The sequence below is a fragment of the Lelliottia sp. EB106-05-01-XG201 genome (assembly GCF_058791735.1).
This window is the reverse complement of record NZ_JBYTDV010000001.1, coordinates 2,106,333-2,127,466: the sequence shown is the minus strand read 5'-3', so window position 1 is coordinate 2,127,466 and position 21,134 is coordinate 2,106,333. Positions and strand designations below refer to the sequence as shown.

The window sequence follows — 21,134 nt, the reverse complement described above, 5'->3', positions numbered from 1 at the left end:
ATAAGAATGCCGCAGTAAAGCGGCATTCTCAGGGTTTACATGTTGGCTATTGTACGCCGTTATATCCGTCAAGATAAGACGCGGCGAGTTCATTACCGAACAATATCGCGTCCTTCATCTCCATATCGGATGACCATTTATCGTTCGCGTTACCGTTAAAGCTGTGATCGGTTTTGACGCTTTTTTTCAGCTGGTCGCGGATACTCTGCGCATACTGACTGGCCTCACCGGCGGTGCGTCCCGCTTTACGATCGGTTTTGCCCTGCTCGTAGAGTTCGCGGAACTGCGGCACATTCAGGCGATAGTTTTGCTGCGTGTTGCTGGTAAAATTGCCGCCGACAAAATTAGAACTGTGCGACACAAAGTAATAAGCATGCCTTTCAGGGGCTGTTTTGCTACTGGCACATCCGCTGAGTACCGCGATGCCAATTAGGGCCGCAATAACTTTTCCGTTCATCCCTTTTATTTCCTTTTGCCGTTTTCACTGCATCATCCACGCAGAGGCATATTCCACCAGCGCCGCAAATGATGACAGCCCTAAACTTTCCCTGAGCGCATCCAGCGCAAAAAGCACAACCAATACCCACAGGAACGGATTCATAGTATTTATTCAACATATTGTTTGTGCGGATTATATCTGAAGAACCGGGGGCGAAGGATACTGCAAAATCTGATAGTTATGAGGAAAACATCAGGCACCGGTATCGGTGCCTGCAGGAGGCTCAGAGATCGCGAACGGCAAAAACCAGCGCGTTACGGTGGTGACTGAGTCCACATTTTCTGATGGCGTGGATACGCATATTGCGGCGGGATTGAGCCTCAAGCCAGCGGGCTTTACGACGACTCATCTGTCGCAACATACGCCAGCGCCCTACTTCTGTTCTGCTGCGCTTCATGTCTACAACTCTTTCCTTAACAGAGGCGCCATTATAAACCCCTGACTGCGGTAAACCAGCGCTTTTAGCGGTCCTTTTTATTTGCCAGATCAATTCTGATGCGTACACTCATAACAATACGCTTTCAAAAGGATTTTTATACTATGACAACCTTCTACACCGTGGTGAGTTGGCTGGTCATTCTGGGATACTGGCTGCTGATCGCAGGTGTGACGCTTCGCATCCTGATGAAGCGCCGGGCCGTCCCCTCTGCCATGGCCTGGCTTTTGATCATCTACATCCTGCCGCTGGTGGGGATTATCGCCTATCTCTCGTTTGGCGAATTGCATCTGGGGAAACGCCGCGCCGAACGCGCGCGCGCCATGTGGCCGTCGACGGCGAAATGGCTGAACGATCTGAAATCCTGCAAACATATTTTTGCCCAGGAGAACAGCAGCGTCGCGACATCGCTGTTCAAGCTTTGCGAGCGCCGTCAGGGGATTGGCGGCGTCAAAGGCAATCAGTTGCAGCTCCTGACCACCTCCGATGACGTCATGCAGGCGCTGATCCGCGACATCCAGCTCGCCCGTCATAATATCGAGATGGTTTTCTATATCTGGCAACCCGGCGGCATGGCCGATCAGGTGGCTGAATCCCTGATGGCGGCGTCGCGCCGGGGCATTCACTGCCGACTGATGCTCGACTCCGCCGGGAGCGTGGCCTTCTTCCGCAGCCCCTGGGCGACCATGATGCGCAATGCGGGCATTGAAGTCGTCGAAGCCCTGAAGGTCAATCTGCTGCGTGTGTTCCTGCGCCGTATGGATTTACGCCAGCACCGCAAGATGATCATGATCGACAACTACATCGCCTATACCGGCAGCATGAACATGGTCGATCCGCGCTTCTTCAAACAGGATTCCGGCGTTGGCCAGTGGGTCGATTTAATGGCCCGTATGGAAGGCCCGGTCGCCACGGCGATGGGCATTGTCTACTCCTGCGACTGGGAAATCGAAACCGGAAAACGCATTCTGCCGCCACCGCCGGACGCCAATATCATGCCGTTTGAACAGGAGAGCGGCCATACCATTCACACCATCGCCTCCGGTCCCGGCTTCCCGGAGGATCTGATTCACCAGGCGCTGCTGACGGCGGCCTATTCCGCGCGTGAATATTTGATCATGACCACGCCCTACTTCGTCCCGAGCGACGATCTGCTGCACGCGATCTGCACCGCCGCCCAGCGCGGTGTGGACGTCAGTATTATCATGCCGCGTAAAAACGATTCGGTGCTGGTGGGCTGGGCGAGTCGCGCCTTCTTCAGTGAACTGCTGGCGGCTGGCGTCAAAATTTATCAGTTTGAAGGCGGTCTGCTGCATACCAAGAGCGTGCTGGTCGACGGCGAACTAAGCCTGGTCGGCACCGTGAATCTGGATATGCGCAGCCTGTGGCTGAACTTTGAAATTACGCTGGTGATTGATGACGCCGGTTTTGGTGGCGATCTGGCGGCGGTGCAGGACGATTATATCTCCCGCTCGCGCCTGCTGGATGCGCACTTGTGGATGAAACGTCCGCTGTGGCAAAGGATCACCGAACGACTGTTTTACTTCTTTAGTCCGTTGCTGTAAAACGTGCCCAACGATGTTTTAACAGGTAATCATCATGGAAATGGATCTGAACAATCGCCTGACTGAAGACGAAACCCTTGAGCAGGCCTACGATATTTTTCTCGAACTGGCGATGGACAATCTCGATCCCGCAGACGTGATCCTCTTCAATCTGCAGTTTGAAGAGCGCGGCGGCGCCGAGCTGTTTGACCCGTCCGAAGACTGGGCCGAGCATGTCGATTTCGACCTCAACCCGGACTTCTTCGCTGAAGTGGTGATTGGTCTGGCCGATACCGACGGCGGCGAGATTAACGATATTTTCGCCCGCGTGCTGCTGTGCCGGGAAAAAGATCACAAGCTGTGCCACATTCTCTGGCGCGAATGACAAAAAGGCTGCAATCGCAGCCTTTTTTATTTAGTCCGGAAGTTCACTCCCGCAGCGATTACAAAACCGCGCGCTGTGCTCATGGCTCGCCTGCTGGCATCTCGGGCATTTCCGCTGCTGCTGACGATTCTGAAACGCCGCGCTCATATGGGTGGTGATTAACCCGGTCGGGATCGCAATCACCGAGTAGCCAATCAAGATCAGCACCGATGCCACAATTCTACCGAGCGGCGTGTGAGGCGTAATATCCCCATATCCCACGGTGGTCACCGTCACAATCGCCCAGTAGACCGACGCATTCAGCGTGGTAAAACCGTATGTCGGCCCTTCGATTAAGTACATCAGCGAACCAAAGACCACCATCACAATTGCGATAAACGAATAAAACAAAATCAGCTGATGGCGGGCGCTGTAAATGGCTTTCCAGAAGACGCGCAACGACGGCATAAAACGCAGGAGTTTCAGGACGCGAAGCACACGGATGGCACGCATCGCTCGCCACGCAAACACGTAATTGATACTGATCTCCGGCCACAGCCACATCACGTACAGCGGCAGAATGGTCGCTAAATCAATCAGCCCCCAGAAGCTAAAAACATATTTCGCCGGATTCGCCCAGCTGAACAGGCGCAGGAAATATTCCAGGGTAAAGACGACGGTGACAAAGAGTTCCAGCCAGACGAACAGGTGCCATTCGTCGAACGTCAGGTGATACTGCGTCCCCAGACCGGATTCCACAAAGATGATAAGTACGCTGAGAAGCGCAAACAGGCCGCACAATCCTTCGAAGCGACGCCCGGAGCGGGTGTTGGGATCGAATAGCAGGCGATAAGTCTTACGGCGTACGGAAGAAACAGAAATCGACACGTTGACCTCGCAAAAAGAAGAAGGGCTGACATCATGTCAGCCCTTGCGATTATAACGGGTCTACTTTCAGGCAGGAAACCGCATGGCGGAAACTTCCTTCCAGAACGGGCCGGGTTTGCGCACATTCCGGCCCCGCCATTGGGCAACGCGTGCGGAACACGCAGCCTGACGGCGGATTGATCGGCGACGGCAGTTCCCCTTCCAGAAGCTGGATAACTTTATTTTTTTCCAGATCCGGGTCAGGGACCGGCACCGCGGACATCAGTGCTTTCGTGTACGGGTGCAGCGGGTTGTGGTACACCTCATCGTAGGTGCCCAGCTCCACGGCATGGCCGAGATACATCACCAGCACGCGGTCGGAGATGTGCTTCACCACCGCCAGGTCGTGGGCGATGAAGATCAGCGACAGCCCCATCTCACGCTGCAGTTTTTGCAGCAGGTTCACCACCTGCGCCTGGATCGACACGTCGAGCGCAGAGACCGGTTCGTCACAAATAATCAGCTTCGGTTCCAGAATCAGCGCGCGGGCAATCCCGATACGCTGACACTGACCGCCGGAGAACTCATGCGGATAACGGTTGATGAGGTTCGGCAGCAGGCCCACTTTCATCATCATCGCTTTGACGCGGTCACGCACTTCCTGACGCGGCATCTTCGGGTGATAGGTGCGCAGCGGCTCGGCAATGATATCCCCGATGTTCATACGCGGGTTTAGGGACGCCAGCGGATCCTGGAAAATCATCTGGATGTCGCTGCGCACGGCGCGCCACTCGTCCTGTTTCATCCCCAGCAGATCTTTGCCCAGCCAGGCCACCTTCCCGTCCGTCGCTTTGACGAGGCCGATAATGGCGCGCGCGAAGGTCGACTTACCGCAGCCAGACTCACCCACCACGCCAAGGGTTTCCCCTTCGTACAGACGCAGCGTGACGCCATCAACCGCTTTCAGGGTCTTCGACGGCTGCCAGAACCACTGTTTGCCGTCTTTAATGTCGAAATGCACTTTTAAGTCAGCGATCTCGAGCAGGACATTTCTTTTTTCGTCGATGGCGTTCATACCAGCTCCTCATGCGGCTTAAAGCAGGCGCGCAGGCGGCCTGGTGCAAACTCTTCCAGCGGCGGAGCGCTGTTACAGATCTCCATGGCGTACTGGCAGCGAGGCTGGAACGGGCAGCCTTTCGGCAGACGCAGCAGGTTCGGCGGGTTACCCGGAATGGTCAGCAGCGATTCGCCTTCGGCATCCAGACGCGGAACTGCATTCAGCAGGCCGATAGAGTACGGGTGCGCCGGATGGTAGAACACATCGCGCGCCCTGCCGTACTCCATGGTACGCCCGGCATACATCACCAGCACTTTATCGCAGATCCCGGCGACGACGCCGAGGTCGTGGGTAATCATGATGATGGCGGTGTTGAACTCACGCTTCAGCTCGTTCAGCAGGGTCATGATCTGTGCCTGGACGGTTACGTCCAGCGCGGTGGTTGGCTCATCGGCGATCAGCAGTTTTGGCCGGCACAGCAGCGCCATGGCGATCATCACGCGCTGACGCATCCCACCGGAGAACTCGTGCGGGAACATGCGCATGCGCTTACGCGCTTCGGGCATTTTCACCGCGTCCAGCATTCTGACTGACTCTTCAAAGGCTTCGGCTTTGTTCATGCCCTTGTGCAGCATCAGGACTTCCATCAGCTGTTCGCCGACACGCATGTACGGGTTCAGCGAGGTCATCGGGTCCTGGAAAATCATCGAGATCTGCTCGGCGCGCAGCTTGTTCAGCTCGTGCTCAGGCAGGTTAAGGATGTTTTTACCGTTGAAGGCTGCGGTTCCGCCGATGCGCCCGTTTGGCGCCAGCAGGCCCATCAGCGCAAACGCGGTTTGCGATTTACCGGAACCGGATTCGCCCACGATACCGAGGGTTTCGCCCGCGCGCAGATCGAAGTTCAGGTCGTTCACCGCCGTGACGTCACCGTCAGGCGTTTTGAAGGTGACGCGCAAGTCTTTGACATCCAGCAGCACGTTTTGCTGCTGTTGCGCCTGTGGCGCAGTTGCCGTTTCAATAATAGTCATCGCGGCACTCCTTAGCGGTCTTTCGGGTCGAGGGCATCACGCAGGCCATCGCCGATAAAGTTGAAACAGAACAGGGTTACCACCAGGAAACCAGCCGGGAACAGCAGCAGCCACGGAGAGACTTCCATGGAGTTTGCGCCGTCGCTTAACAATGCGCCCCAGCTACTCAGCGGCTCCTGGGTACCCAGACCGAGGAAGCTCAGGAAGGATTCAAACAGGATCATGCTTGGCACCAGCAGTGAGGCATACACCACCACCACACCCAGCACGTTCGGGACAATGTGGCGCACCACAATCCCACTGACGGAAACGCCACCCACCTGTGCCGCTTCAATGAATTCTTTGCGCTTCAGGCTCAGGGTCTGGCCGCGCACGATACGCGCCATATCCAGCCAGGAGACCATCCCGATAGCTACGAAGATCAGCAGGATGTTTTGCCCAAAGAAGGTCACCAGCAGGATCACGAAGAACATGAACGGGAAGGAGTTCAGGATTTCCAGCAGACGCATCATCACGGAATCCACTTTGCCGCCGAGATAGCCGGAAAGGGAGCCATAAAGCGTGCCGACGATCACCGCCACCAGCGCGGCAGCGATACCGACCATCAGGGAGATACGACCACCGATAGCCACTCGCACCAGCAGGTCGCGGCCTGAGGAGTCGGTGCCGAAGTAGTGGCCGGACACCATATCAGGCGCACTGGACATCATGCCCCAGTCCGTATCGAAATAGGTAAACTGAGACAGCATCGGTGCCAGGGTTACGAACAAGGCGATGAAGATCAACACCACCAGGCTGGCGACCGCCGCGCGGTTATGCATAAAGCGACGGCGGGCGTCTTGCCACAGGCTGCGCCCTTCGACTTCGAGTTTCTCACTGAAGTTTTCCAGCGCCTCGCTGTTTTTCTTACTCAACATCATGGCGTGCTCCGGCGCTAGTAGCGAATTTTCGGGTCGATAACGGCATACAGCACATCGACAACGGCGTTAAACAGGATTGTCAGTGCACCGACCAGGATCGTCAGACTGAGCACCAGCGAGTAGTCACGGTTCAGCGCGCCATTCACGAACAGCTGGCCGATACCCGGCAGGCCGTAAATGGTCTCGATGACCATGGAACCCGTGATGATCCCAACGAACGCCGGGCCCATATAGGAGAGCACTGGCAGCAGCGCAGGTTTTAACGCATGACGGAGCACGATGCGATGCATCGGCAGGCCTTTCGCCCGCGCGGTGCGGATGAAGTTGGAGTGGAGCACTTCAATCATCGAGCCTCGGGTGATACGCGCGATGCTGGCGATATAAGCCAGAGAAAGCGCCACCATCGGCAAAATCATGAATTTCAGCGCCCCGCCGTTCCAGCCGCCTCCGGGCAGCCACTTCAGCGTGATGGCAAATATCATCACCAGCAATGGCGCCACGACGAAGCTCGGGATAACCACCCCCGTCATGGCGATCCCCATCACCGTGTAGTCCCATCGGGTATTTTGTTTCAGCGCGGCGATGACGCCTGCGGTGACTCCGAGGACAACGGCAAGAATAAATGCCGCCGCGCCCAATTTCGCCGAAACAGGGAAGCTTGAGGCCACCAGGTCGTTGACGGAATAGTCTTTATATTTAAACGACGGACCGAAATCCCCCTGCGCCAGCTGCTTCAGATAATTGAAGTACTGCGTGGAGATAGGATCGTTTAAATGGTATTTGGCTTCGATGTTCGCCATGACTTCTGGCGGCAGTGCGCGCTCGCTGGTAAACGGACTACCCGGCGCGAGTCGCATCATGAAGAATGAAATGGTAATAAGAATAAAGAGCGTCGGTATCGCTTCAAGACAGCGACGTAGGATAAATTTCAACATTGCCCGTACCTTCTGGCGTGTGCCTTTTTACACTTGCTCGTTCAGTCAATCCCAAACGATGCCGTGTATATTGTGCGATGAATTAAGACACGGTGGGGCAAATTGCTTTGCCCCACGGTTTGCCATTAATGCTTAATGATGTACAGATCTTTGGTGTAGATGTTATCCATCGGGTCTTTGCCGGTATAACCGCCAACCCATGGTTTCACCAGACGCGCGTTCACGTAGTAGTAAACCGGTACAATCGCAGAGTCCTGACCGAGCTGCTGTTCCGCTTTGTCGTACAGGGCGGTGCGCTGCGCTTCGTCGGTCACTTTCAGCGTATCTTTCATGATCGCGTCAAAGGCCGGGCTCTTGTAGTGCGCGGTGTTCATGGAGCTGTCAGACAGCATGGTGTTCAGGAAGGAAGTCGGTTCGTTGTAGTCCGCACACCAGCCCGCACGCGCCACGTCATAGTTGCCCTGATGACGGGTATCCAGGAAGGTTTTCCACTCCTGGTTCACCAGCTTCACGTCCACACCCAGGTTTTTCTTCCAGATGGAGGAGGCGGCGATAGCCAGTTTTTTGTGCAGATCGGAGGTGTTGTACAGCAGGTTAAACGTCAGTGGTTTATCCGCAGTGTAGCCTGCTTCAGCCAGCAGTTTTTTCGCTTCTTCGTTACGTTTTTCCTGAGTCCAGGAGAACCACTCTGGTTTGGTCAGTTTTGCACCGTCAGTGTATGGCGGGGTGTAGCCAAACGCCGGCAGATCGCCCTGCGCTTTCACTTTGTTGACGATGATGTCGCGATCCAGACCCAGTTTCAGCGCGGTACGGACGCGAGCGTCATTGAATGGCGCTTTCTGGTTGTTGATTTCGTAGTAGTAAGTACACAGATACGGGTCGACGTGAACTTCGGTCGGGATCTCTTTTTTCAGTTTCTGGAACAGTTCGATCGGCAGGTTGTTATAGGTCATGTCGATCTCACCGCTGCGGTAGCGGTTGACGTCGGTGACTTCAGACGAGATCGGCAAGTAGGTAATCTGATCTACGACGGTTTTGGCGTTATCCCAGTAATTGGTATTACGCTCCATCACGATACGTTCGTTAACCACCCAGTCTTTCAGCTTGTAGGCACCGTTAGTCACGATGTTCGCGGGCTGAGTCCACTTCTCACCGAATTTTTCGATGGCGGCTTTGTTTACCGGGGACATGGCCGGGTTAACCAGCAGTTTGTAGAAATACGGAACAGGTTCGCTCAGGGTCACTTCCAGGGTGTGGTCGTCAACGGCTTTCACGCCCAGCTCAGAAGGTTTCTTTTTGCCGTCGATGATTTCATCAACGTTCAGGATGTGACCGTACTGCGGATAGCTGGCGTACGGGGATGCGGTGTTTGGATCGACCAGACGCTGCCAGCTATATACGAAATCTTGTGCGGTGACAGGTTCACCGTTGGACCATTTTGCGTCTTTACGCAGGTGGAATGTCCAGACTTTAAAGTCTTTGTTATCCCAGGATTCAGCCACGCCAGGAATTGGGTGACCGTCTTTTGTGGAGGTAATCAGCAGGCCTTCGAACAGGTCGCGGCTGATGTTGGCTTCCGGAACGCCTTCGATTTTGTTCGGATCCAGAGACTGCGGCTCAGCGCCGTTGTTGCGGATCATGGTTTGCTTTTCTGACAGTGTGACACCTGCAGGTACATCAGCAGCCATTGCCATATTACCTGCGATCAGCGCAGTGAAAATTCCTGCGGCGATCAGACTTTTTTTTGTGATGATGGACATTGTGTTGATACTCCACTCATTATAATTACTGGTTTTAATGCCAGCCTGTTTATTTCCCCTAAGGGGTCCTGAACAACGCAGGAGTTGAGCTGCTGTCAGGTCGTTTACTTCTTGCTATCACCGACTGTACTTATTACTGGTGGCTCGTCTGGCCACCTTGCGTCGATTCTTAACACGCCTCCCCTGTTCTGAGACGTGTGGTGTTTTTTTAAGATGAGCGTTATTTTTTGAAAATCATTCTCATCTGGAAGAGTTCGTTGGCAAAATATAAGGCCGGAAAGTACCAAATGGCTTAATTTCGCGCCAATACATTTTGCAAATTTGTTAAGCAATTCTCTTTTACGGGGAGTCCCGTTTTTCTGAAGGGCGTCCTGCCACACATCAAAGGTAGAGAAACTACCTGGTATTCAATGTGATAGAGAGTTTCCTCTCGTCAGTTGATGGGCTATGCCTGCATCAACTGAGTTTTACACAAAAATTTAACAATTGATTATTATTTAGCACATTCGTCTAAGGGAATGTTGAAATTACTAATATCATTTCAGTTATCCCACAGCAAGCCCCAGAGTATCGTGTGAGTAAAATAACAGAGTGTTTGCGCGGTTTATGTGCAGGTCAACAGACACTGAAAAACTAAGTTACTGAAATGTAAGAAAACTGTTTTATTAGCAGAATTTATTATGTCTTGTGAAGTTTTCAACTTTATTTATATGATTTGCTGATATTCACGCAAAAAAAACGGAGCCACTGGCTCCGCTCTTTCAAATGAAATGATTAATTTAGTAACCCAGGGAAAATACTTTTCAGCCCGGTCACAATAAATTCGATACCGAGCGCCATAAGCAGCAGGCCCATAATACGGGTGATGACGTTAATCCCGGTCTGCCCCAGCAAACGTACCAGCCACGGCGCAATGCGGAACACGCCCCAACAGCAGAGGGCAAACAGCGCGATCGCCACCGAGAAACCGACCAGATGGACCCAGTTGTGGTAGCGCGTGCCCCACACGATGGTCGAACTGATGGCCCCCGGCCCTGCCATCAACGGCAACGCCAGCGGAACCACACCGATGCTCTCACGCACCGCGGTTTCCGATTTCTCCTGCTTGTTCTGTTTATCCTCGCCGAGCTTTCCGCTGATCATCGACATCGCAATGGTCACCACCAGGATACCGCCCGCTATACGGAAGGAATCGATTGAGATGCCAAAGATCTGCAGAATCGAATCACCGAGGAAAAGAGAGGTCAGCAGAATGATGGCCACTGACATATTTGCCGTCAGGTTGGTCTTGTTTCTGGCAACCGCCGTCTGATAACTGGTCATACTAATGAAGACCGGAATGATCCCGATCGGGTTAACCAGCGCGAACAAACCGATAAAAAACTTAAAATAAGTAGAAAAATCAAAGAGCAATGGGGTCACAGTTAGCTCCGCAAATCAGCATGGCCCAGACGACAGAATAAATGGATAAAAACCGCGCTGAAGATACGCCTTTTATCAGCATAGTTCACCAGAAATCTGCGCCAAAACGCTATGATTTTCATGTGTTAAGTATATGTATAATCAATGCGACTTTCGGTTCCATTACTTTTGTAATTATTTAACACTTGCCATAAACGTGCGAAATACCCGTGCTGAAAGGTATCAGCTTCGGTGTAAATTGATGTAGATCATGTTTTTCGTACTCAGAAGTGAGTAATCTGGGTGACACCAAGAGGGAGTGAAAGAATCAAAAAGGGATGATGCTAAAGTCAGGCTCTTTTAGTAAGTTAGTGCAAAGCGTTAACAGTAAACAACACTAAACCTTTGTTTTACTGTGTGTTAAGCAAGTACTGGCACCTCGTCTATAATGTTGTCGTATCGAGCGCTGGTTTACTAAAAGAGTTTAAACATTATCAGGAGAGCATTATGGCTGTTACTAATATCGCTGAACTGAACGCACTCGTCGAGCGCGTGAAAAAAGCCCAGCGTGAATATGCCAATTTCACCCAAGAACAGGTTGATAAAATCTTCCGCGCCGCCGCTCTGGCTGCTGCAGATGCTCGAATCCCTCTCGCTAAAATGGCCGTTGCCGAATCCGGTATGGGTATCGTTGAAGATAAAGTGATCAAAAACCACTTTGCTTCTGAGTATATCTACAACGCCTATAAAGATGAGAAAACCTGTGGCGTGCTGGACGAAGACCACACCTTCGGTACCATCACCATCGCAGAACCTATCGGCATCATTTGCGGTATCGTTCCAACCACGAACCCAACTTCAACCGCGATCTTCAAATCTCTGATTAGCCTGAAGACCCGTAACGCAATCATCTTCTCCCCACACCCACGTGCTAAAGATGCGACGAACAAAGCCGCTGATATCGTACTGCAGGCAGCCATCGCCGCGGGTGCGCCTAAAGATCTGATCGGCTGGATTGACCAACCGTCTGTTGAACTGTCTAACGCACTGATGCACCACCCGGATATCAACATGATTCTGGCAACCGGTGGCCCAGGCATGGTTAAAGCTGCATACAGCTCTGGTAAACCAGCAATCGGCGTTGGCGCAGGTAACACCCCTGTTGTTATCGACGAAACCGCGGATATCAAGCGTGCTGTTGCTTCTGTTCTGATGTCTAAAACCTTCGATAACGGCGTAATCTGTGCTTCTGAGCAGTCTGTTGTTGTGGTTGACTCAGCGTATGACGCGGTTCGCGAACGTTTCGCCAGCCACGGCGGCTACATGCTGCAGGGTAAAGAGCTGAAAGCCGTTCAGGACATCATCCTGAAAAATGGCGCACTGAACGCAGCCATCGTTGGTCAGCCAGCATACAAAATTGCTGAACTGGCAGGCTTCACTGTTCCGGCTACCACTAAGATCCTGATTGGTGAAGTGAAAGTCGTTGACGAAAGCGAGCCATTCGCACACGAAAAACTGTCCCCTACTCTGGCGATGTACCGTGCGAAAGACTTTGATGACGCCGTCAGCAAAGCAGAAAAACTGGTGGAAATGGGCGGTATCGGTCATACCTCTTGCCTGTACACCGACCAGGACAACCAGCCAGAACGCGTGAAATTCTTCGGCGACAAAATGAAGACCGCACGTATTCTGATTAACACCCCGGCTTCTCAGGGTGGTATCGGTGACCTGTACAACTTCAAACTCGCGCCTTCCCTGACTCTGGGTTGTGGTTCATGGGGTGGTAACTCCATCTCTGAAAACGTTGGTCCTAAGCACCTGATCAACAAGAAAACCGTTGCTAAGCGAGCTGAAAACATGTTGTGGCATAAACTTCCGAAATCTATCTACTTCCGCCGTGGCTCTCTGCCAATCGCGCTGGATGAAGTGATTACTGATGGCCACAAACGTGCGCTCATCGTGACCGACCGTTTCCTGTTCAACAACGGCTATGCAGACCAGATCACCTCTGTTCTGAAAGCAGCTGGCGTTGAAACTGAAGTGTTCTTCGAAGTTGAAGCTGACCCAACCCTGAGCGTTGTACGTAAAGGTGCTGAGCTGGCGAACTCCTTCAAACCAGACGTGATCATCGCGCTGGGCGGCGGTTCCCCAATGGATGCCGCAAAAATCATGTGGGTCATGTACGAACATCCAGAAACTCACTTCGAAGAACTGGCGCTGCGCTTTATGGACATCCGTAAACGTATCTACAAGTTCCCGAAAATGGGCGTGAAAGCGAAAATGATCGCCGTCACCACCACTTCCGGTACCGGTTCTGAAGTGACTCCGTTTGCGGTTGTGACCGACGACGCGACTGGCCAGAAATACCCACTGGCTGACTACGCGCTGACTCCAGATATGGCTATCGTTGATGCCAACCTGGTGATGGATATGCCGAAATCACTCTGTGCGTTCGGTGGTCTGGATGCAGTGACTCACGCCCTGGAAGCTTACGTTTCCGTACTGGCTTCTGAGTTCTCTGACGGTCAGGCTCTGCAGGCTCTGAAACTGCTGAAAGAAAACCTGCCAGCGTCTTACAACGAAGGCTCTAAAAACCCGGTTGCTCGTGAGCGTGTGCACAATGCTGCCACCATCGCAGGTATCGCGTTTGCTAACGCCTTCCTCGGTGTGTGTCACTCCATGGCGCACAAGCTGGGCTCTCAGTTCCACATTCCTCACGGTCTGGCGAACGCCCTGCTGATCTCCAACGTTATCCGCTACAACGCGAATGACAACCCAACCAAGCAGACTGCATTCAGCCAGTACGACCGCCCAATGGCTCGTCGTCGCTACGCTGAAATCGCAGACCACCTGGGTCTGAGCGCTGCCGGTGACCGTACCGCTGCGAAGATCGAGAAACTGCTGGCATGGCTGGACAGCATCAAAGCTGAACTGGGCATTCCTAAGTCAATCCGTGAAGCGGGCGTTCAGGAAGCTGACTTCCTGGCACACGTTGACAAGCTGTCTGAAGATGCCTTCGATGACCAGTGTACTGGTGCGAACCCGCGCTACCCACTGATCTCCGAACTGAAACAGATTCTGCTGGATACTTACTACGGCCGTGAGTTCCACGAAGACAACTCTGTTGCAGTGAAAGCTGAAGCACCGGTTGTTAAAGCTGACAAGAAAGTGAAGAAAAACGCTTAATTGCTAGCCAAATAAAAAACCCGCTCTTGTAGCGGGTTTTTTTATGTCTGATGATCTGAGGATAATTAGCGCCGGGACTGTTCCTGTAACGCCGTCAACGACCCGACCACCAGCGCCTCTTTATAATGTTTACGGCACACGGAGATATAACGCTCGTTGCCGCCAATCACCACCTGCTCGCCCTCAGCGTAGGGTTTCCCCTCCTGATCAAGACGCAGCACCATGCTCGCTTTACGTCCGCAGAAACAGATGGTTTTCAGCTCCACCAGCTTATCTGACCATGCCAGTAAATACTGACTGCCAATAAACAGCTCGCCGCGGAAATCAGTACGCAGGCCATAGCACAGCACGGGAATATCCAGCTGATCGACCACTTCTGACAGCGCATGCACCTGCTCACGCGTGAGGAACTGGCTTTCGTCCACCAGAACGCAGTGTACCGGCTTTTGAGCGTGTTCAGCGCGGATCTCTTCGTACAGGTCTGTCTGGGTATTAAACAGCGTCGCAGGCGACGACAGGCCGATACGTGAGCTGACCTTCCCGGCACCAAAGCGATCGTCGATCTCGGCGGTGTAGACCATGGAGCGCATGCCCCTTTCCTGGTAATTATAAGCAGACTGCAGTAGCGCGGTGGACTTCCCTGCATTCATTGCGGAATAGTAGAAATAAAGTTGTGCCATTGGTCGTTAAACCCTAATCAATGTGTAATATTCCCGATGATTGATTGTACCATATTTTGCTCCGGACTCAGCGACACCACGCACAGAGTCGGTGCAAGAGGTAAAGTCAGATTTCAGACATGAAGCTAAAATAACGCGCTAAAACAGAGAGTAAACGCACCACCCTGCTATAAATCCTGGTGACTTTAGCTTAAGCAAATCCTGATTTTTTATAGTGGAATCAATACCGTTAAAATTCAGTATTTATTAACTATCCGTGCGCCCTGGTCTCTGGCGACGAGTAATACAAAAGGTTGATATTTATCCGAGGTAACTATAAGCGGTTAGAGATTTGTCACAAAAGTAAACACGCGGGCACTCAATTTATGTGATTAGCGAGGATATCAAATCGGCCTGACAGGTAATCAAATTTAAGTTAGCGTCATTAATAATAGCGCTGGATATTAAGTATTTTTTGAATTCCTTACATTCTCACCTATTGCACATCTCAAATTATCACTCTATTATTAGGACAACAAACCACCCCCAATATAAGTTTGAGATTACTACAATGAGCGAAGCACTTAAAATTCTGAACAACATCCGTACTCTTCGTGCGCAAGCAAGAGAATGCACCCTCGAAACTCTGGAAGAAATGCTGGAAAAATTAGAAGTTGTTGTAAACGAACGTCGTGAAGAAGAAAGCGCCGCTGCTGCTGAAATCGAAGAACGTACGCGTAAACTGCAGCAATATCGTGAAATGCTGATTGCTGATGGTATCGATCCAAACGAATTACTGAACAGCATGGCTGCCGCTAAAACCGGTACTAAAGCAAAACGCGCTGCTCGCCCGGCTAAATATAGCTACGTAGACGAGAACGGCGAAACTAAAACCTGGACTGGCCAGGGCCGCACCCCAGCGGTAATCAAGAAAGCCATGGACGAGCAAGGCAAACAGCTGGATGATTTCCTGATCAAGGATTAATCCCCTCGCCTTCAGAAAAATCCCGTTTATACGGGATTTTTTATGCCTGTAATTTGCCCCGAGACATCTTCTTACACCCCGTCATATAGCCACATGCACGAATGTATACTTCTTTACATCCCTTACTTTGCCGTTCATCAGGCATAAAAAAACCGGTGGAGCATAACTCACACCGGTTCATCGCACAGAATGGGTAGATTAGTTTTTAATACCCATGGTCTCTTTCAGCCAGGCTTTAAATTCTTCGCCCAGTGAGTTATGGCGAATACCATATTCAACGAAAGCCTGCATATAACCGAGCTTATTACCGCAGTCATGGCTCTTGCCTTTCATGTGGTAGGCTTCAACGGTCTCTTTCTCGATCAGCATATCAATGCCATCGGTCAGCTGGATTTCGTCACCCGCGCCTGGAGGGGTTTTCGCCAGCAGCGGCCAAATCTCTGCGCTCAGCACATAACGACCCACTACCGCGAGGTTAGACGGGGCGACGTCGGCTTTCGGCTTCTCAACCACGCCAACCATCGGCACGCTTTCGCCTGGTTTCAGCTCCACGCCTTTGCAGTCCACCACGCCGTACGCGGTAACGTCTTCAACAGGCTCAACCATGATCTGGCTGCTGCCGGTTTCGTCGAAGCGACGAATCATGTCAGCGAGGTTGTCCTGAGAGAGGTCTGATTCGAACTCATCCAGAATCACGTCCGGCAGGATAACCGCCACAGGCTCGTCGCCCACGACCGGATGTGCGCACAGCACTGCGTGTCCGAGGCCCTTAGCCAGCCCCTGACGCACCTGCATGATGGTGACATGCGGTGGGCAGATAGACTGAACCTCTTCCAGCAGCTGGCGTTTTACGCGTTTTTCCAGCATGGCTTCAAGTTCAAAACTGGTATCGAAATGGTTTTCGATCGAGTTTTTGGACGAATGAGTCACCAGCACAATTTCAGTAATGCCCGCGGCAATACATTCATTGACGACATACTGGATTAATGGCTTATCAACCAAAGGCAGCATTTCTTTCGGAATTGCCTTTGTAGCCGGTAGCATCCTGGTTCCTAATCCCGCTACCGGGATAACGGCCTTTGTGACTTTCGAATTTAGGGCAGCCATTGAAATCTCCTGAACTGTTCAAGTTTTGAACTTTTTTGCAATGAATAACGCGTCGAGTATATCAGCCTCACTCTGCAAACCGGGTCTGAAAAGGGCGCGTTACCGATCAATTAGGATAAATACGTATCAAACTGGCAGTGATAGTAGCACTGCCGGTAAAACGAAGGTAAAGCTATCTGACGAATAAAACTCAATTGCCTATTCCGTGGACAACATTAAGCGCAAACGCCCACCGGCTCCCCAAATTTGACACTGCCATGACGTGCAGCGGTGGCTTATTTGGTTAAGATAAGTCGTACCTAACGTCCCCAGTGGAACGCCGTTACTGACCTGAATATGATGCTCTCCGGTATTCAGCGTGGCGTTTAGACCCGCAGAGACCAGGATGAGGTTTTTTAATTCACTATGGTAATAACCCACTAACAGCGGAAACTGTCCCGGTAAATTGGCCTGGCGGAAAAGCTGGTTAACTTGTTTAAGCAGTGCCCCCAATTCAGGAAGCCGCTGACCCTGATGAGAAAGCTGTTCCTGTAACAAACCGTTAAATAATGCCCGCAATAATAATGCTGCTAATACGCCGTTATCACCTGCTCGCGTCACATCCAGACAATAAAACGCTAAATCAACATCTGATAATGGCGCAATATCGAGCACCAGGCCGGGCTGGTCTGCGGCAACCAGTTGTCGGTAGTTAATTCTGCAATGGGATATATTTTGCTGAACCGGCGGCTGAAGCTCCTGTAAAAGCTTGGCGGCGGCGTGTGGATTACTGACCAGCGCATCCCAGTCCTGGAAAAGGCGCTCCTCTTCCTCGACGCGGGAATTAAACATATTCGGGTAAAGGCAGGCGAACACCGTTTCACGCAGGCGATTAAGATCTTTTACCGGCTTTAACAGAACGTCCTGAACGCCAAGACGCAGCGCTTTGGCGATATCGGCCATGTTCTCCGTCGCGGAGATCACCAGAATCGGCGTCTGGTCACCCTCGTTCCGCAAATGCTCGATGAGTTTTAGGCCGTTCATGCGTGGCATCGCGATATCACAGATCATCAGATCGGGTGTGATGGCCGTCATCTGTTCCAGGGCATCCACACCGTCAACGGCGAGCAAGGTCGTTGCTCCCAGCGAACTTAACCACGAATCCAGTAGCGAACGGAAAACGGGCTCGTCTTCAACTATCAGAATCTGTTTTCCGGCCAATGGCTGTGTCATGGTCTCTCCTCTGGCAGACGATAAATCAATAGTGGCATGCTATTGGACCTACCGCCTGTCAGATTTTGCTGAAGTCGTCAAAAAGGGTGCTCACGCTGACGCGCGCACCAAAGGTAACAGTTCGTCCATTTTTTTCTCAACCGCCAGTGCGCCGGCGGCAATGGCCGCTTCAGCGCGATGGAAGTCGAGCGTTGATATTTGCGGACAGAATGGCTGTATAAGAATATCCGGAGGATCGCCCGCCATTCGATTTCGCTTCAGGCGATTCTCCAGCACCTGAATAGAGGTGGTCATGATCTCCATCGCCGTCGGCGCGGTGACCGAACGTCGCGTCGCCGCACGCCCTAACCGTTCGCGCAGGCGTTCATGCCAGGCGAGTTTTTCGCTTTCTGGCTCATCGTTATGGAGATTCACCGGCATTAAATCTTGCTGCATCAGATGGGCGTCGTGCTGCAAATCCACCGCAATCACGATATCAGCCCCCATCGCGCGAGTCAGCGAAATCGGCACAGGATTGACCACGCCGCCATCCACCAGCCAGTAGCCATTGTGGGGAACCGGCGCCATCAGACCCGGCATACTACAGGACGCGCGCACGGCAAGGTGGATATCACCTTCGGTGAACCAGATTTCCCTGCCGGTACTGAGATTGGTTGCCACGGCGCCGAACGGCATCTGGCAAAGATTGAAATCATCGGAGGGCATGATTTGGCGGAACTGATTAAACACGCGTTCACCGCGCAGCAGTCCACCGCGTTGCCAGGAGAGATCCATCAGGCGCAGGACGTCCCAGTAGCTAAAGGATCGTACCCAGGTTTCGAGCTCCGGCATTTTACCGCACGCGTAGGCGGCCCCTACCAGCGAACCAATAGAACATCCTGCAACAAGATCAACTTCGACACCCAGTCGTTTTAACGCGTTAATCACGCCAATGTGCGACCAGCCCCGGGCTGCACCTGATCCCAGCGCCAGACCAATTTTTACCTTTCTCATTAGTCCTGTTTAACTTCCCCTGGATTACCAACGTAGCGTCATCGCTACCGCTCAGTTAACATAGTGCTACCCGGCGTTTATACGCCATGACTTTTTTATTTCAGGAAGAGAATGGTGTCTCAACTCTGTCCCTGTGGTAGCGCTCTGGAGTATAGCCTATGTTGCCAGCGATATCTTTCCGGCAACCAGGTTGCACCAGATCCGTCACACCTTATGCGATCCCGGTATTCTGCTTTTGTGATCAAAGACGCAGACTACCTGATTAAAACCTGGCATCCGTCCTGCCATGCCGCTGACTTTCGTCAGGAGATTGAGGCCGGATTTGCCAATACGCAGTGGCTCGGCCTGACGCAGTTCGAGGTTGCGCCCGGCAGTACCCCCAATGAAGGTTTTGTCAGTTTTGTCGCCCGTTTTACCGAGCAGAACAAACCGGGTGCCATCATCGAACGCTCCCGGTTCTTACTGGAGGGCGGACAGTGGTACTATATTGATGGTACTCGTCCGCAGTTTGGTCGTAATGACCCCTGCCCCTGCGGTTCAGGTAAAAAATTTAAAAAGTGTTGCGGGCAATAACGCCTGACCACAAATAACAAGCAAACACTCAACAGGATTTCCTCGCGATGCAATCACTCCAACGCAAAATACTGCGTACCATTTGTCCTGACCAGAAGGGTTTGATCGCCCGTATCACCAACATTTGCTACAAGCATGAACTGAACATCGTGCAGAACAACGAGTTCGTGGATCATCGCACGGGCCGCTTCTTTATGCGTACCGAGCTGGAAGGCATTTTCAACGACAATACCCTGCTGGCTGACCTCGACGGCGCATTGCCTGAAAACTCCATTCGCGAGCTGACTCCTGCCGGTCGCCGCCGCGTGGTGATTCTGGTGACTAAAGAAGCGCACTGTCTGGGCGATCTGTTGATGAAAGCCAATTACGGCGGCCTGGACGTTGAAATTGCTGCGGTCATCGGCAACCACGATACCCTGCGCACGCTGGTCGAGCGTTTTGATATTCCGTTCGAACTGGTGAGCCACGAGGGACATACCCGCGAAGAGCACGACGATCTGATGGCGCAGGCTATTGAAGCGCACAATCCTGACTACGTGGTGCTGGCGAAATACATGCGCGTGCTGACGCCGTCGTTTGTCTCCCGCTTCCCGAATAAGATCATCAACATTCACCACTCGTTCCTGCCCGCCTTCATTGGCGCGCGTCCGTACCATCAGGCGTACGAGCGCGGCGTGAAGATTGTCGGTGCGACCGCCCACTACGTGAACGATAACCTGGACGAAGGTCCAATCATCATGCAGGACGTGATTCATGTCGATCACACCTATACCGCAGAAGATATGATGCGTGCCGGTCGTGACGTGGAGAAGAACGTACTGAGCCGCGCGCTGTATCAGGTGCTGGCCCAGCGCGTGTTTGTCTACGGCAACAGAACGATTATTCTTTAATCCTTTGTGAAATGAATTGATTAGCTTTGCGCCTTTACGGGCAAAAAGCAGACAAACGATTCGTTTTCCTCTAAGGAATGCTTTACAGGGGCGCGTCATTTGATATGATGCGCCCCGCTTCCAGCAGGAAGCAGGCCAGTAAACGCATTACCCCGTGGTGGGGTTCCCGAGCGGCCAAAGGGAGCAGACTGTAAATCTGCCGTCATCGACTTCGAAGGTTCGAATCCTTCCCCCACCACCATCTCAACGCTCAAAGCATCATACCCCTGGCGGGGTTCCCGAGCGGCCAAAGGGAGCAGACTGTAAATCTGCCGTCATCGACTTCGAAGGTTCGAATCCTTCCCCCGCCACCATTTCTCAGATTAAATCCAACATTCCTGTTCGCACGATATTTCATATTCCCTATGGGGAAGGATGAGAAGCTTCGACCAAGGTTCGATTCGAGCGAAGCGAGAAAGCGTTGCCGCAGGCAACGACCCGAAGGGCGAAGCGCAACGCGCTGAGTAATCCTTCCCCCGCCACCATTTCTTGAATTAAATCCCAAAAAACCTTTTTTTATCGGCTTTCGCACACCTGTTTTTCCCCGGTGGCGCTGCGCTTACCGGGGCTACAAAAGCGTACCACGAACCCGGCAAAAGCCCGCTCGTTCCAGGTTTACATCTCGTTTCGGCGCACCGTCCCCCGGGGTTGTAATACCGATCCGCGAACCCGTAGGCCG

20 protein-coding genes, 2 tRNA genes and 1 other RNA gene are annotated in these 21,134 nt (G+C 52.5%); 9 read left to right on the top strand and 14 right to left on the bottom strand.

The window, feature by feature from the left end:
- Window positions 1-46: 46 nt before the first annotated feature.
- The 3 genes from AC3WS9_RS09915 to AC3WS9_RS09905 all read right to left on the bottom strand — a co-directional run bounded on the left by AC3WS9_RS09915 (window position 47) and on the right by AC3WS9_RS09905 (window position 896).
- The gene (locus AC3WS9_RS09915) at window positions 47-457 is read right to left on the bottom strand and encodes an Exc2 family lipoprotein (protein WP_492488058.1); all 411 of its coding nucleotides are present in this window, start codon (window positions 455-457) and stop codon (window positions 47-49) included.
- 24 nt (window positions 458-481) lie between these two features.
- Complete coding sequence (locus tag AC3WS9_RS09910) at window positions 482-601, bottom strand: KPN_01571 family protein (protein WP_282495354.1); 120 nt, start codon at window positions 599-601, stop codon at window positions 482-484.
- A 121-nt stretch (window positions 602-722) separates the two neighbouring features.
- Window positions 723-896, bottom strand: a complete 174-nt coding sequence (locus AC3WS9_RS09905) for a YciY family protein (RefSeq protein ID WP_087892605.1) — start codon at window positions 894-896, stop codon at window positions 723-725.
- A gap of 143 nt (window positions 897-1,039) precedes the next feature.
- On the opposite strand from AC3WS9_RS09905, the gene cls reads away from it, so the two are divergent.
- Window positions 1,040-2,500: a cardiolipin synthase gene (gene cls / locus AC3WS9_RS09900; protein WP_282495355.1), complete on the top strand. Its 1,461-nt coding sequence runs from the start codon at window positions 1,040-1,042 to the stop codon at window positions 2,498-2,500.
- Window positions 2,501-2,534: 34 nt separating this feature from the next.
- The gene (locus AC3WS9_RS09895; protein WP_100779945.1) at window positions 2,535-2,864 is read left to right on the top strand and encodes an HI1450 family dsDNA-mimic protein; all 330 of its coding nucleotides are present in this window, start codon (window positions 2,535-2,537) and stop codon (window positions 2,862-2,864) included.
- A 30-nt stretch (window positions 2,865-2,894) separates the two neighbouring features.
- Here the strand turns inward: AC3WS9_RS09895 and AC3WS9_RS09890 are convergent, their stop codons facing one another.
- The 7 genes from AC3WS9_RS09890 to AC3WS9_RS09860 all read right to left on the bottom strand — a co-directional run bounded on the left by AC3WS9_RS09890 (window position 2,895) and on the right by AC3WS9_RS09860 (window position 10,832).
- Window positions 2,895-3,731, bottom strand: a complete 837-nt coding sequence (locus tag AC3WS9_RS09890) for an ion transporter (protein WP_282495356.1) — start codon at window positions 3,729-3,731, stop codon at window positions 2,895-2,897.
- Window positions 3,732-3,780: 49 nt separating this feature from the next.
- A complete protein-coding gene (oppF, locus tag AC3WS9_RS09885; RefSeq protein WP_282495357.1) occupies window positions 3,781-4,785 on the bottom strand; it encodes a murein tripeptide/oligopeptide ABC transporter ATP binding protein OppF in 1,005 nt (334 codons plus the stop codon).
- Entirely contained in the window at window positions 4,782-5,795 is a 1,014-nt protein-coding gene (locus AC3WS9_RS09880) for an ABC transporter ATP-binding protein (RefSeq protein WP_285146340.1), read from the bottom strand. The genes oppF and AC3WS9_RS09880 overlap by 4 nt, the downstream gene beginning before the upstream one ends.
- Window positions 5,796-5,806: 11 nt before the next feature.
- Window positions 5,807-6,715, bottom strand: coding sequence for an oligopeptide ABC transporter permease OppC (oppC, locus tag AC3WS9_RS09875; RefSeq protein WP_282495359.1), 909 nt, complete (start codon window positions 6,713-6,715; stop codon window positions 5,807-5,809).
- Window positions 6,716-6,729: 14 nt separating this feature from the next.
- Complete coding sequence (oppB, locus tag AC3WS9_RS09870; RefSeq protein ID WP_282495360.1) at window positions 6,730-7,650, bottom strand: oligopeptide ABC transporter permease OppB; 921 nt, start codon at window positions 7,648-7,650, stop codon at window positions 6,730-6,732.
- A 125-nt stretch (window positions 7,651-7,775) separates the two neighbouring features.
- On the bottom strand, window positions 7,776-9,410 hold the full coding sequence (gene oppA, locus AC3WS9_RS09865) for an oligopeptide ABC transporter substrate-binding protein OppA (protein ID WP_282495361.1): 1,635 nt from the start codon (window positions 9,408-9,410) through the stop codon (window positions 7,776-7,778).
- A 774-nt stretch (window positions 9,411-10,184) separates the two neighbouring features.
- Complete coding sequence (locus AC3WS9_RS09860) at window positions 10,185-10,832, bottom strand: YchE family NAAT transporter (RefSeq protein WP_492488054.1); 648 nt, start codon at window positions 10,830-10,832, stop codon at window positions 10,185-10,187.
- 486 nt (window positions 10,833-11,318) lie between these two features.
- Here AC3WS9_RS09860 and adhE point away from each other — a divergent pair, with 486 nt between their 5' ends.
- Entirely contained in the window at window positions 11,319-13,997 is a 2,679-nt protein-coding gene (gene adhE, locus AC3WS9_RS09855; RefSeq protein ID WP_285146337.1) for a bifunctional acetaldehyde-CoA/alcohol dehydrogenase, read from the top strand.
- A 65-nt stretch (window positions 13,998-14,062) separates the two neighbouring features.
- Here the strand turns inward: adhE and tdk are convergent, their stop codons facing one another.
- Window positions 14,063-14,677 (bottom strand): thymidine kinase, encoded by a 615-nt coding sequence (tdk, locus tag AC3WS9_RS09850; RefSeq protein ID WP_282495364.1) that lies wholly within the window; start codon window positions 14,675-14,677, stop codon window positions 14,063-14,065.
- 550 nt (window positions 14,678-15,227) lie between these two features.
- On the opposite strand from tdk, the gene hns reads away from it, so the two are divergent.
- Window positions 15,228-15,641, top strand: coding sequence for a histone-like nucleoid-structuring protein H-NS (hns, locus tag AC3WS9_RS09845; protein ID WP_008502781.1), 414 nt, complete (start codon window positions 15,228-15,230; stop codon window positions 15,639-15,641).
- A 198-nt stretch (window positions 15,642-15,839) separates the two neighbouring features.
- On the opposite strand, the gene galU is transcribed toward hns, so the two are convergent.
- The 3 genes from galU to rssA form a co-directional block, all read right to left on the bottom strand.
- The gene (gene galU, locus AC3WS9_RS09840; protein ID WP_285146336.1) at window positions 15,840-16,748 is read right to left on the bottom strand and encodes a UTP--glucose-1-phosphate uridylyltransferase GalU; all 909 of its coding nucleotides are present in this window, start codon (window positions 16,746-16,748) and stop codon (window positions 15,840-15,842) included.
- A gap of 198 nt (window positions 16,749-16,946) precedes the next feature.
- Window positions 16,947-17,960 (bottom strand): two-component system response regulator RssB, encoded by a 1,014-nt coding sequence (rssB, locus tag AC3WS9_RS09835; protein ID WP_282495366.1) that lies wholly within the window; start codon window positions 17,958-17,960, stop codon window positions 16,947-16,949.
- Between the two features lie 90 nt (window positions 17,961-18,050).
- Complete coding sequence (gene rssA / locus AC3WS9_RS09830; protein WP_492488050.1) at window positions 18,051-18,953, bottom strand: patatin-like phospholipase RssA; 903 nt, start codon at window positions 18,951-18,953, stop codon at window positions 18,051-18,053.
- Window positions 18,954-19,067: 114 nt separating this feature from the next.
- Between rssA and AC3WS9_RS09825 the strand changes: the two genes are divergently transcribed.
- The 5 genes from AC3WS9_RS09825 (at window position 19,068) to AC3WS9_RS09805 (ending at window position 20,940) form a co-directional block, all read left to right on the top strand.
- Entirely contained in the window at window positions 19,068-19,526 is a 459-nt protein-coding gene (locus AC3WS9_RS09825) for a YchJ family protein (RefSeq protein WP_324724399.1), read from the top strand.
- A 47-nt stretch (window positions 19,527-19,573) separates the two neighbouring features.
- The gene (gene purU / locus AC3WS9_RS09820) at window positions 19,574-20,416 is read left to right on the top strand and encodes a formyltetrahydrofolate deformylase (RefSeq protein ID WP_282495368.1); all 843 of its coding nucleotides are present in this window, start codon (window positions 19,574-19,576) and stop codon (window positions 20,414-20,416) included.
- A 156-nt stretch (window positions 20,417-20,572) separates the two neighbouring features.
- Window positions 20,573-20,657: transfer RNA gene (locus tag AC3WS9_RS09815), tRNA-Tyr, on the top strand.
- 27 nt (window positions 20,658-20,684) lie between these two features.
- Window positions 20,685-20,769: transfer RNA gene (locus AC3WS9_RS09810), tRNA-Tyr, on the top strand.
- 40 nt (window positions 20,770-20,809) lie between these two features.
- Window positions 20,810-20,940, top strand: a non-coding RNA gene (locus AC3WS9_RS09805) — RtT sRNA.
- Window positions 20,941-21,134 lie beyond the last annotated feature (194 nt).